Annotated in this window: 13 protein-coding genes; 8 read left to right on the top strand and 5 right to left on the bottom strand. The window is 32.4% G+C overall.

All coding sequences use genetic code 11. The features are described 5' to 3' along the window. Positions 1 to 169: 169 nt before the first annotated feature. On the top strand, positions 170 to 469 hold the full coding sequence (locus BM289_RS04970) for a hypothetical protein (protein WP_167365388.1): 300 nt from the start codon (positions 170 to 172) through the stop codon (positions 467 to 469). A gap of 84 nt (positions 470 to 553) precedes the next feature. Here the strand turns inward: BM289_RS04970 and uvrA are convergent, their stop codons facing one another. Continuing rightward, positions 554 to 3,349, bottom strand: a complete 2,796-nt coding sequence (gene uvrA / locus BM289_RS04965; protein ID WP_091491573.1) for an excinuclease ABC subunit UvrA — start codon at positions 3,347 to 3,349, stop codon at positions 554 to 556. A gap of 542 nt (positions 3,350 to 3,891) precedes the next feature. Here uvrA and BM289_RS04960 point away from each other — a divergent pair. From BM289_RS04960 to BM289_RS04955, 3 genes are all read left to right on the top strand, one after another. Further along, the gene (locus tag BM289_RS04960; protein WP_091491329.1) at positions 3,892 to 4,476 is read left to right on the top strand and encodes an RNA polymerase sigma factor; all 585 of its coding nucleotides are present in this window, start codon (positions 3,892 to 3,894) and stop codon (positions 4,474 to 4,476) included. A gap of 49 nt (positions 4,477 to 4,525) precedes the next feature. Beyond that, positions 4,526 to 4,669, top strand: a complete 144-nt coding sequence (locus BM289_RS25395) for a hypothetical protein (RefSeq protein WP_167365387.1) — start codon at positions 4,526 to 4,528, stop codon at positions 4,667 to 4,669. Between the two features lie 598 nt (positions 4,670 to 5,267). Continuing rightward, entirely contained in the window at positions 5,268 to 6,332 is a 1,065-nt protein-coding gene (locus BM289_RS04955) for a tetratricopeptide repeat protein (protein WP_091491328.1), read from the top strand. A gap of 59 nt (positions 6,333 to 6,391) precedes the next feature. On the opposite strand, the gene BM289_RS04950 is transcribed toward BM289_RS04955, so the two are convergent. Continuing rightward, positions 6,392 to 7,051, bottom strand: a complete 660-nt coding sequence (locus BM289_RS04950; protein ID WP_091491326.1) for an endonuclease III domain-containing protein — start codon at positions 7,049 to 7,051, stop codon at positions 6,392 to 6,394. 318 nt (positions 7,052 to 7,369) lie between these two features. Between BM289_RS04950 and bcp the strand changes: the two genes are divergently transcribed. After that, positions 7,370 to 7,822 (top strand): thioredoxin-dependent thiol peroxidase, encoded by a 453-nt coding sequence (gene bcp / locus BM289_RS04945; protein WP_091491325.1) that lies wholly within the window; start codon positions 7,370 to 7,372, stop codon positions 7,820 to 7,822. 313 nt (positions 7,823 to 8,135) lie between these two features. Here bcp and BM289_RS04940 read toward each other — a convergent pair whose 3' ends face one another. Continuing rightward, positions 8,136 to 9,596, bottom strand: coding sequence for a TonB-dependent receptor (locus BM289_RS04940; protein ID WP_091491323.1), 1,461 nt, complete (start codon positions 9,594 to 9,596; stop codon positions 8,136 to 8,138). 89 nt (positions 9,597 to 9,685) lie between these two features. On the opposite strand from BM289_RS04940, the gene BM289_RS04935 reads away from it, so the two are divergent. Genes BM289_RS04935 through BM289_RS04925 form a run of 3 tightly spaced genes read left to right on the top strand, consistent with a single transcriptional unit; the run spans position 9,686 to position 11,446 of the window. After that, positions 9,686 to 10,450, top strand: coding sequence for an MBL fold metallo-hydrolase (locus tag BM289_RS04935; RefSeq protein ID WP_091491321.1), 765 nt, complete (start codon positions 9,686 to 9,688; stop codon positions 10,448 to 10,450). Between the two features lie 12 nt (positions 10,451 to 10,462). Beyond that, positions 10,463 to 10,966, top strand: coding sequence for a hypothetical protein (locus BM289_RS04930; RefSeq protein ID WP_091491319.1), 504 nt, complete (start codon positions 10,463 to 10,465; stop codon positions 10,964 to 10,966). A gap of 48 nt (positions 10,967 to 11,014) precedes the next feature. Beyond that, positions 11,015 to 11,446 (top strand): hypothetical protein, encoded by a 432-nt coding sequence (locus tag BM289_RS04925; RefSeq protein WP_244165327.1) that lies wholly within the window; start codon positions 11,015 to 11,017, stop codon positions 11,444 to 11,446. A 78-nt stretch (positions 11,447 to 11,524) separates the two neighbouring features. Here BM289_RS04925 and BM289_RS04920 read toward each other — a convergent pair whose 3' ends face one another. Then, positions 11,525 to 12,169 carry an alpha/beta hydrolase gene (locus BM289_RS04920; RefSeq protein WP_091491317.1) on the bottom strand — a complete coding sequence of 215 codons (645 nt, stop codon included), beginning with the start codon at positions 12,167 to 12,169 and terminating at the stop codon, positions 11,525 to 11,527. A gap of 117 nt (positions 12,170 to 12,286) precedes the next feature. Beyond that, positions 12,287 to 12,613: a hypothetical protein gene (locus BM289_RS04915; RefSeq protein WP_091491315.1), complete on the bottom strand. Its 327-nt coding sequence runs from the start codon at positions 12,611 to 12,613 to the stop codon at positions 12,287 to 12,289. Positions 12,614 to 12,617: the final 4 nt, after the last annotated feature.

The following is a 12,617-nucleotide window of genomic DNA, read 5'->3' as shown; positions in this document are numbered from 1 at the left end:
AGATAAAAATTAACTTTAGACTGAAAATTTAACAGTACTTACAAGAATTTGCAGAATTATTTCTAACAAAATCACTAAATGTAGGTATTTTTTTATTTTTTAAGTTTGATTACTTTTGCAATAAATTGTGCAAGAAAAAGTTTATGGATTAATGTAGTATAGAATAATTATGAAAGACAATCATCTCAGCCAGGAACAAAGCATGCAAGTATTTTCAAATATGATATCAAACAAAGTTCATAATGGATTTACTTTAGAAGAAAGAAACGATGAATTCCTTTTCGCTGTTTTATCTAAAGGAGGAAAGGTAGTGAATCACAGTTTAAATTTCATGATTTTTTGTTTAACTCTCGGTTTATGGTCATTTGCTTGGCTTTATCTGACCTTTGAGGCATCAAAACAAAAAAAGATTTTAGTAGCTATCGACGAAGATGGTCTTCCTTTTGAAGAAAGATGCTTGGTAGCGTAAAGATTAAAAAGAGAAGTAAAATAAGAAAAGCCATAAATACAAACTAATCAGTTGTATTTATGGCTTTTAAATTTTTTATATGATTTATAATTTATCTTTTAAATAAATTCCTGTTACAGATTCTTTGACTTTAACAATATCCTCTGGAGTTCCTGAAGCAAGTAAATGTCCTCCGTTTTCTCCTCCTTCTGGACCAAGATCCAAAATCCAGTCGGCACATTTGATTAAATCCAAATTATGTTCGATTACGATAATAGAATGTCCTTTTTCGATTAAAGCATCAAAAGAAGCTAAAAGTTTTTTAATGTCATGAAAATGAAGTCCAGTAGTTGGTTCATCAAATACAAATAATGCTTTATCTTTTGTTGCTCCTTTAACGAGGAATGAGGCCAATTTAATACGCTGTGCTTCACCACCTGAAAGAGTAGAAGAGGACTGTCCCAATTGAACATATCCTAAACCAACATCTTGAAGAGGCTGTAATTTCTGAGTGATTTTGGATTGTTTGTTTTTTTCGAAGAAAGCAATTGCATCATCAATTGTCATCGTCAAAACGTCGTTGATATTTTGATTGTCGAAAGTAACCTCCAAAATCTCCTTTTTAAATCGTTTTCCTCCACAAGTTTCACATGGAAGCGAAACATCGGCCATAAATACCATTTCGACGTTTATAGAGCCTTCTCCTTTACAAGTTTCACATCGTCCTCCGTCAACATTAAAAGAGAAATGTTTGGCTTGATATCCTCTTATTTTAGATAGTTTTTCTTTTGCATACAAATCTCTAATATCATCATACGCTTTGATGTAAGTTACAGGATTAGATCGCGAACTTCTACCAATCGGATTCTGATCTACGTACTCGATATGTTTGATTTGAGAAAAAGAACCTTTCAACTCACTGAATTGCCCAGCTTTTTCGGCAGCACTTTCCAGTTTTTTCTGCATTGCAGGAAATAGGATTTTTTTAATTAAAGTACTTTTTCCGCTTCCCGATACTCCAGTAACAACGGTCAAAACATCTAAAGGAAAAGTGACGTCAATATTTTTTAAGTTGTTCTCGCGTGCGCCAACAATATCAATATGATTTTTAAATTTTCTTCTTTTTTTAGGAACAGAAATTTCTAAGTTACCATTTAGATATTGAGAAGTCAAGGAATCTGATTTCAAAATTTCATCATAAGTACCTTGTGCGACCAATTTTCCTCCAAAAGTTCCAGCTTCGGGACCAATATCAATAATCATATCAGCTGCTCTCATGATATCTTCGTCATGTTCCACTACAATTACGGTATTTCCTAAATCACGAAGTGAAAGCAATACTTTGATCAGTCTTTCTGAATCTTTTGGGTGAAGACCAATACTTGGTTCATCCAAAATATACATTGATCCAACCAAACTGCTTCCTAAAGAAGTTGCAAGGTTGATACGCTGTGATTCTCCTCCGGAAAGTGTCGAGGAATTTCTGTTTAGAGTTAAATAATCTAATCCAACTTCACTTAAAAATGATAATCGGTTGTTGATTTCAATCATTAAACGCTTGGCAATCTGCTGTTCGTAAACATTTAATTCGATGTTTTTAAAGAAAGTAACCAAATGTTTTATAGGTAAATCAACCAAATCAGAAACTGTTTTTCCGTTGATTTTTACATAAGATGCTTCTTCGCGTAAACGTTTGCCTTTACAGACATGACATTTAGTTTTACCACGGTAACGTGATAACATGACACGGTTCTGAATTTTATAATTTTTCTCTTCTAATTCTTTAAAGAAATCATTCAATCCTTGAAAATACTGATTTCCGGTCCAGATTAAATCTTTCTGTTCTTCCGTTAATTGAAAATAAGGTTTGTGAATTGGGAAATCGAATTTATAAGCATGTTTTACAAATTCGTCTTTATACCAGCTCATGCTTTCACCACGCCAAGGATAAATCGCACTTTCAAAAACCGATAAAGAAGTATTCGGAACAACCAGATCTGCATCAATCCCAATAATATTTCCATAACCTTCGCAAGCTGGACAAGCTCCGTATGGATTATTGAAACTAAATAAATGAACATTTGGCTCTAAGAAAGTGATTCCATCCAATTCAAAATTATTCGAATAAGAAAATCTTTTTTCAGCGTTTAATTCCTGTAAATAACAAATGCCTTTTCCCTCGAAAAAAGCAGTCTGAACAGCATCAGCCAGTCGATTGTAGAATTCTTCTTCCTCTTTAACAACAATACGATCAATAATCAATAAAATATCTTTATTGTCAAATTGATGTAAATCTGAAGCCGAAAATTCATCCAAACGAACCATTTCATTATCCACCAGAATACGGGCAAAACCCTGCTGTAAAAGTATTTTCAGTTTGTCTTCTAATTGTCTTCCTTCCTCAAGATGAATAGGAGCAAGCAAAAGCCATCTGCTGTCAATTGGTAGGGTTTTGACATCTGTAATAACATCCGTCACGGTATTTTTTTTGACCTCTTGCCCAGAAACAGGTGAATAAGTACGACCAATCCTGGCAAACAAAAGTTTGATGTAATCGTAAATTTCTGTAGATGTTCCAACTGTAGAACGTGCATTGGTTGTATTTACCTTTTGCTCAATAGCTATTGCAGGAGCAATTCCTTTAATATATTCCACTTTTGGTTTGTCTAAACGACCTAAAAACTGACGCGCATATGATGATAAACTTTCTACATAACGCCTTTGGCCTTCAGCATATAAAGTATCAAATGCTAAACTTGATTTTCCAGATCCAGAAAGTCCTGTAATAACAACCAGTTTATTTCTCGGAATAACAACATCTACATTTTTTAAATTATGTACTTGTGCTCCTTTTATTATAATATTTGATTTTGGGTCTATTTTTGAAAGATCAATTTGCATAAAAAAGTCAATTTTTACAAAAGTAATCAATTTTGAATTGGATTTTGTTAAGGATATAGTTCCAAATTTTAACTATTTTATCATAATTCCAGTCTGTGCAATCTGCATTTTTGAATGAATTATTTTGTTCAAAATGTATCTTTTCCACAAGATTAAGAAGCCATTTCAATCAATGTAGAAAAAATATATGGACTTTAAAATTGTTAAATGAATAAAATGTTGTAATTTAAATCTAGAATTTAAGAATTTAATGAACCGTTCATCGACTAATTTTAACGTTTGAGAGCTTATTTTTAAAGGGATTTAGCTAATTTTTATTTTATAGATTTTTAGCCTTTTCGATGTAAAATTTAAGTTTATTCTATTTTAATAAATGATTTAGTTATAATTATTAGCAATTTTATTTGCTTTTTAAAATATTTATTTGTTAAATTTGGTCGCAATATTAACACAACTCAAAAAAAAAAGATTCGCCTATATAAAAAAACTACTTTTTAGAAAATTACTCCAAATTTTAAAATTAAAACTAAAAAGGTAGAATTATGGCTGATCTGCATACTCCAGATGCTCTATTAGTAAAAAATTATGTTGAAGGTAGTGAAGCTGCACTTGCAACATTAATAAAGAGGCACGAATCTAAGATATATGGTTTCATATATTCAAAGATTGCTGATAGAGATATTTCAAATGATATTTTTCAAGATACATTTATTAAAGTTATCAAAACTTTAAAAAGCAATTCTTATAACGAAGAAGGTAAATTTCTGCCTTGGGTAATGCGTATTTCTCATAACCTGATTGTCGACCACTTCCGTAAAACTAAAAAAATGCCAATGTACAGAGAGACAGAAGAGTTTTCTATTTTCTCTATCATGTCAGACGATGCTTTGACAATTGAAGGCAAAATGATAGTGGATCAAGTTGAGCTCGATTTAAAAAAGCTAATCGAAGAACTTCCTGAAGACCAAAAAGAAGTTTTGGTAATGCGTATGTATCAAGACATGAGTTTCAAAGAAATCTCTGAAATTACAGGTGTCAGCATCAATACAGCATTAGGAAGAATGCGTTATGCGTTAATGAATTTGAGAAAAATAATTGATAAACATCAAATTATTTTAACCAACTAATACTATTTTGGTAATAAGCCCGTTATACTATTATAACACATTTGATAGTATGGCAAAAATTTACTCAAAAAAAGCATTAGCTTCTAAAAATCTTAAACCAAATAAAGAAGTAGTTTCTTTTATTTTAAACTATTCTCAAGCTTTGACTGTTGTCAAAATTGAGGAAAAAAGTTTCGAGATTATAGCTAATTAAACAGCCCCACTACTAATGTCGGATGTTTAGTAAAGTAAACCAAATGGTCGTTTTGGTTGAAAAGCTCACTATTTGTATGAAGATACAAACAGTGAGCTTTTTTATGTAAAAATATTCTTTACTTTTATCTGTTCGTCACTAAATCTGGACGTTTTTCTCCAAATGTATTTTTTATAAGTTTTTTACAGTATTTTTTTTTAAGTTTTGTTAAAATTTAATATTTTGACTAGATTTTAGGTGTTTATTTGATTTTTAGTTCTATTTTAGTTAAAAACTAATTTTTTATTCATTAAAAACCGCTTTATTGCATGTTTTTTATATTGCTGTATTTATGCAAAAATCCAAAAGAAAATGATAATAAATTAAAAATTAAATACTTAACCCAAAATCAGATTATTTATGAAGAAAAACTACCCTGCTTTGTTTTGTTAAGTTTGATGTCTATTTGATTTTAGCATAAAATATTTGTGCCAGAAGATATTTTTGCAAGTGCATATTGAAAATAATTTTTAAATCAGCTTAAAGATTGTTTACAGTTTATGCCATAAATAGAATAAAAAAGAAAGTCATTTAACCAACCCAAAAACTTAACCGCAAAATGAAAGAGAACATTAAAATGCTGTCCTGCTTATTAATGATAAGTGTAAGCGTGTTTGCCCAAAAAGACAAAATTAAAGAAGCGCAATCTTTGTTTGACAAAGGAAAAAGTGAAGAAGCTTTAGCAATTTTAACCAAAACAGAATATCTCATCCTTAATGCCCCAGATGAAGACAAATCCGATTATTACTTTTTGAAAGGAAATGTTTTAAAAGACCTAGCCTTAAAAGATATTGATGCTGCAAATAATTTTACCTTGGCAGCACAATCCTACCAAGATGTATTTTTGTATGAAAATGAATCTGGTAAATTTAAATCAACTGTTAAGGCGAATATGGCCTTAAAAGATATGAAAGCCGGACTTGTGAATGGTGCTATGGCAGATTTTAAAGCTGGTAAATTCAAAGAAAGCTCAGAGAAAAGTTATAAGGTATATTTGTTTGATAAAAAAGATACCTTGAATCTGTACAATGCCGCATCTTCGGCATTAAACGGAAAAGATTACAATACTGCGATTACTTATTATGAATTGCTTAAAAAAATCAATTACTCTGGAAAAGGAGTTTTGTATTTAGCAACAAATAAGAAAACAAAAGAAGAGGACGCTTTTATTTCTCCAAAAGCTCGAGAATATGCTATTCAACAGGGAACTTATGAGAAACCAAGAACAGAATCGGTTCCTTCCAAGAAAATAGAAGTCAACAGTAATTTAGCGTATTCCTATCTTGAAAATAAAAATTATCCAAAAGCAGAGGCAGTATATAATTATGTTTTAGAGCTGAATCCAAATTATATAGACGCCTACATTAATCTTGCTTATTTAAAATTACAGATCAAAAAAGATTTGATGGATCAAATTTCATCATTAGGAACTTCAAAGGCAGAAATGCAGAAGTATGATAAATTAAATGCAACAAAAGATGATGTAACAAGAAGTGCAATTCCGTATCTGAAAAAAGTATTGGCTATTGAGCCAAAAAATGAAGATGCAACCAAAGTATTATTAGGAGTTTACAGATCTCTTGATATGACTGCTGAGTATAATGCCTTGAAAGCAGGAATGTAATTTTTTTTTTAGATACAAAGTTGCAAAGATACAGAGGCGCAAAGTTTTTTCTTTGTGCCTTATTTTTTTGAAGTTTTTTCTAACTCTTCAATCAGGGATTTTTTTCCAACCGTTTTGGTAATAATATCTTTTTCCAGATTCCATCCGCGAGCTGGTGAATATTCACGACCATACCAAATAATCTGCAAATGTAAATCGTTCCATAACTCTCTTGGGAATAATCTTTTGGCATCTTTTTCGGTTTGAGCGACATTTTTTCCATTCGATAAATTCCATCTGTACATCAATCTGTGAATATGCGTATCAACCGGAAAAGCAGGAACTCCAAAAGCCTGAGACATTACAACACTTGCTGTTTTATGACCAACTGCCGGCAAAGCTTCAAGAGCTTCAAAACTTTGAGGGACTTCTCCGTTATGTTTTTCAATCAAAATTTCAGATAAACCATGAATTCCTTTAGATTTCATTGGTGATAAACCGCAAGGGCGAATAATTTCTTTAATCTCTTCAATTGACATTTTGACCATATCATAAGGATTATCGGCTTTTGCAAATAAAAGTGGTGTAATCTGATTCACTCGAACATCAGTACATTGAGCCGAAAGCAAAACCGCAATTAAAAGTGTATAAGGATCTTTATGGTCAAGCGGAACAGGTATAGTAGGGTAGAGTTCTTTTAATTTGTCAATAACAAATTGCACACGAGCTTCTTTATTCATTTTAGTCTTTTTAATCCCGTAAAAATAGTATAATTTTGATGATGTGCCTAATCCGGCTTTTCGTTTCAACTCCTCATTGTGTTAGTAACATTTTTAAGTGTTTAAAAGAGCTTCCGTTGGTCGCTTTTTAAATACAAAAAATGTAAACTACCACAATTCCGGGGTTTTCACTGCAATCCGGGGCATGAAAAAAGTTATAAGTTAATAAGTTAAAAGTTATAAGTTATAGGTTAAGAGTGAAAAAGTCTAAAATCTATACTCTTTATTCTATTTTCTATATTCTTTTAAAAAAAATCCACAATCTAAAATTAAAAACATATGACAACATTAAAAGCAGGAGATAAAGCGCCAAATTTTTCAGGAACCGATCAAGATGGAAAAACACATAAACTGGCAGATTATGCTGGAAAAAAACTAGTCGTTTTCTTTTACCCAAAAGCAAGCACTCCAGGCTGTACAGCTGAAGCTTGCGACCTAAGAGATAATTTTCACCGTTTTCAGGCTAATAATTACGAACTTTTAGGAGTAAGTGCAGACAGTGCAAAAGCACAAATTAAGTTTAAAGATAAATATGAATTACCTTTCCCGTTAATCGCAGACGAAGACAAGTCGGTTATAAACGCTTTCGGAGTTTGGGGGCCAAAGAAATTCATGGGAAAAGAATACGACGGAATTCACAGAACCACTTTTGTAATCGATGAAAAAGGAATTATTGAAGAGGTAGTCGAAAACGTAAAGACAAAAGAACACGCTTCGCAGATTTTAAAATAATAGTTTTTTTGTTTCAGGTTTTCTTTGTTTCAGGTTTCAAGTTGTCACCCTGAGCGAAGTCGAAGGGCGCTCCAATTGGAACGAGAGCTTCGACTTCGCTCAGCCTGACAAAAGAATAATTCAATTAAAAAATAAAAAGTTCGCAAAGCTTAATCAGCATAAAGCTTTGCGAACTTTTCTTTTTATAAATCTTTCTTGTCAAAAAAACTCAGCGAAATTAGCGTTAAAAATTCGTTCAGTTTAGAACTTGAAACCTGAAACAAAGAAAACTTGAAACAATAAAAAAAAGCCTCAATAAAGAGGCTTTTTTGCATTATATATTTTGTTCTAATTCTTTCTGTGGATGATATCCAAAAAGGTGATGCTCCTTGATGATTTCTGGAATTCCAGGAGGAAGCATTGGTTCCCAGCCTTTTTTTCCTTGGTTGATCATTTTTAGAACTTCTCTTGAGAAAACGTCAAGAATAGTTGGGTCATAATCTTCGATATCAACTACTTTTCCGTTGAATTTAAAGAATTTGTACAATTCTTTCATTCTTGGATGAACTTTTAAGTTGTTTGAATTCATTAAGTCTCCGTTTTCATCCAGCATCGGATACAAGAAAACTTTCATATCGCGATAGAATAATTTTCCGAAAGCTTCCAGAATTCCGCCACTTAAATGACGGTAGTATTTCTCGTCAAAAATATCGACAAGGTTATTTACTCCCATTGCTAGTCCCATACGGGCTTTAGTATAATTAGCAAAGTATTCAACCACTTTATAATATTCCTGGAAATTTGAAATCATTACGGTTTGTCCTAACGAACAAAGTAATTCAGCTCTGTCCATAAAGTCACGTTCATCAATTTCACCATCTGAACGTAAGTTTGAAAGCGTGATTTCGAAAACAACCAGCGTGTTATTTTTTTCAACCTTATTTTCCTTGAGAAACATTTCCAATGATTTCTCATACATGTCCATGTTTACTTTTGTAACCGGACGGAAACTTCCTCTTAAAGCCAAAAGGTTTTTTTTGTATAAAATGGCAGCTGGTAAAATGTTCTTTCCTTCTGGATTAAACATTACGGCATCAGTCATTCCGTTTTTGACCAACTGTAAACTCATCAAGCGGTTGTCAACATCAGCAAAACGAGGACCAGAAAAGTTGATGGTGTCGATTTCTAATTGATCTTTGTCTAAGTGGTCGTATAAATAACGAAGTAATCGTTTTGGATCGTTGTATTTGTAAAAAGCACCGTAAATTAAGTTTACCCCTAAAATTCCAAGTGTTTCTTGTTGTAATCTGGCATCGGTCTCTTTGAAACGAATGTGAAGAATAATTTCGTTATAAGCTTCGTCTGGTTCAATTTGGTATCGAATTCCAACCCAGCCGTGACCTTTAAATTGTTTGGCAAAATCTATTGTGGCTACTGTATTGGCGTAACTGAAGAAAAGTTTTGTTGGGTGTTTTTCTCTGCTCAGACGCTCTTCGATAATCTGACCTTCATGTGTCAGCATTTTTTTCAAGCGTTCTTCGGTAACATATCTTCCGTCGCTTTCTGCACCATAAACGGCGTCACTAAAATCTTTATCATAGGCAGACATCGCTTTTGCTATCGTTCCTGATGAACCTCCGGATCTGAAAAAGTGTCTAACTGTCTCTTGTCCAGCACCAATTTCAGCAAATGTTCCGTAAATATTCTCGTTTAAATTAATGCGTAAAGCTTTGTCTTTTATAGAAGGAATCTGTTCGATGACCTTGTCACCTTTGAGTTTTATTTCTGTACCCATTTTGTTTTAAATAGATTTGTTACAAAGTTAGTAAATTAGGAGTCTAATGAAAGAGAAATAAGCTATTTTTGTAAAAAAATTAAGTTCAATTGAAGGTTTATTTTTTAGGTACAGGTACTTCTCAAGGCATTCCGATTATCGGAATCGATCATCCAGTTTGTAAAAGCACTGATGCTAAGGATAAAAGGCTTCGTGTATCCATTTGGATTACATGGGACGATCATTCTTATGTAATAGATTGCGGTCCTGATTTCAGACAGCAGATGCTTTCCTGCGGATGCCGTAAACTTGATGCAATTCTATTCACGCACGAGCATGCAGATCATACTGCGGGGTTAGATGATATTCGTCCATTTAATTTCAGGCAAGGCGAAATTCCTATTTACGGACATCAACGTGTTTTGGATAATCTAAGACGCCGTTTCGATTATGTTTTTGAAACCGTAAATAAATATCCAGGAGCACCAAGCGTAAAAACGATCGAAGTCGAAAACAATGTTCCGTTTGCGGTTGGAGATAAAATGGCTATTCCGGTAAATGTAATGCATGGCGAATTACAGGTTTTTGGTTACCGAATAGACGATTTTGCTTATTTAACAGATGTCAAAACAATCGATTCTATTGAAACAGAAAAACTTAAAGGTTTGAAAGTTTTGGTTGTAAATGCTTTACGTGTAGAACCTCATGATACACATTTTAACCTTCAGGAAGCACTTGATTTTATAAACCTTGTTAAGCCTGAAAAAGCTTATTTAACTCATATCAGTCACGTTTTAGGTTTTCATGAAGAAGTGCAAAAACAACTTCCGGAAAATGTTTTTCTGGCTTACGATAATTTAGAAATTACCATTTAATTATACCACACAATGAAAAAATCCTTAATGCTTTATCTTTTTATTTTAGCAATTTTAATGAATGTTTTTACTTATGCATTTTACAGTGGAGAGGTAAAATTTGCTCAAAATAGATACGATAAAACTACTAAGAAACTGAGAGATAGCATTAATCTGGTGAAAACACAATTAGCGGAAGCTGATTATTTTTCTCTTGAACACAATGAAAATGCTCAAAACTACTTTGATAACAGTGCATCTGGAGGAAAAGTAATTTTATACGAAAAATTAATTCCGGTTGTAACGGAAAAGTTGTTAGATTTTAATTCAAATCCAAAAGGAAATCCGTACACTGGACAAGACCAGATTGGACCGACTAAATTTATCATCAATAAAGTAAAAATTTTAAACCACAGATGGATTATTGCTGATTATAGCAATGGGGAACTTTGGGGAGAAGTCTTGTTAAAATACTTTGTTGATAACGACGATAACATTACCTTTGAAGTAAATCAAACTTGGTTATATCAAAAATAGGATTTTAAAAATCCTATTTTTTTTGCTCAATTTAAAACTATTAGGATTATGAAAAAGATGTTTTTGTTTTTGATTATTGCCAGTACATTTTCTTGTGCGAAAAAAGTTTCTCAGGAAACTAAAGAAAATAGTGTTCCAAAAGAACCCCAAAAAGAAACGGTTGTCGGAGGAGATTCTGATTCTCATGGCTGTAAAGCTTCTGCCGGATATACTTGGTCAGTTTTGAAAAAAGAATGTATCAGAGTTTTTGAAAATAGCACGAGACTCAATCATGCTGAAGATGGAAAAACATATTCCACCGTTTCCTATGTAATTTTTGACGGAAATAAAGCAGAACTTTTCTTAGATACTCAAAAAGAATCCATCATTTTAGAAAGAAAATCTGAAGGAGATTCTTGGAAAAAAGATAATCTGGAATTAATTCCTTGGAAAGGTTACGTTTTGAAGAAAGATGGGAAGATAATTTATACTGGAGAATAAACTTTAGTTTTCAGTCGAAGTCTCAGTATGTGGTTAGAACTGAAAACTGTGACTGCTACTGAAAACTGCAACTGAAAACTACAAAGCAAGCCAATTCTTAAAATCAAAGAAATTCTGCGGAGCAACACCGTGTCCAACAGGATATTCTTTGTAAGTAACCGGAATGTTTAATTTTTCTAAAATTGCAGGAGTTTTTCTTGCCCATTCAATCGGAATAACCTGATCTACAGTTCCGTGCGAAGCGAATATTTTTAGATTTTTAAAGTCGTTGTTTTCAAAACCTTCTTTGATGATTTCTTCATTAAAATAACCACTCATTGCCACAACTCTTTGAATTTTTTCAGGATAAGAAAGTGCTGTTGCATAACTTAAAATAGATCCTTGGCTGAATCCGATTAAAGTTACATTGTTGGCATCAATCGGATAATTTGCTACTAATTCGTCAATAAAATTAGCGATGATATCTCTTGAAGTTTTGGCTTGTTCGTTATCAGAAAACTTGTTTTGATCGGCATCAAAATTAATGGCGTACCAAGCGTAAGCTCCATATTGTAAATCATAAGGTGCTCTTGCGGAAATTACATAATAATTATCAGGAAGTTCAGAGGCAAAAGAGAATAAATCGGCTTCGTTGCTTCCGTATCCGTGCAACAACAATAAAAGCGGATTTTGATCTAAAATTACTTTTGGTTCTCTTATTTTATATTCTAATGATAGATTCATTTTTTAGGGAAAGTTATGAGTTTTGAGTTATAAGTTATGAGTTTTCCTTTGATTTTCAAGCTTTGTCAGTTTTTTGACTTTTTCAATTTTTGATTTTAAAACTTGGAATTTTAAAAATTACCCGATTTTTTTAAACCATTTTTGAAACAAATTCCCAACTAACGGAATCGGTCTCATTTGTCCTTGAATAGCATTAAAAATACCAAAAGTCCAAAGAATAGAAATACAGATCCACATTGGGAAAGTGATATAAAAACTATCAAAATTACTAACTATTGCTCCGAAAGAAATAAAGGTTAAAGATAATCCTAAAGCTTGACGGATATGAAAAGAAGCAAAACTGTTTTTGTTTTCAGAATTCATGCTCATGGCAATCAAAACACCAACAATCAGAATATAACTGGTAATGGCAATTGGTTTTCCTTCTTCGACTGAATTATTCATTGTA

Origin of the sequence: Flavobacterium phragmitis (assembly GCF_900112575.1) — a bacterium.
Classification (GTDB): domain Bacteria; phylum Bacteroidota; class Bacteroidia; order Flavobacteriales; family Flavobacteriaceae; genus Flavobacterium; species Flavobacterium phragmitis.
Note: the sequence above shows the minus strand (reverse complement) of the source record. Positions and strands in the feature narration are given on the sequence as shown.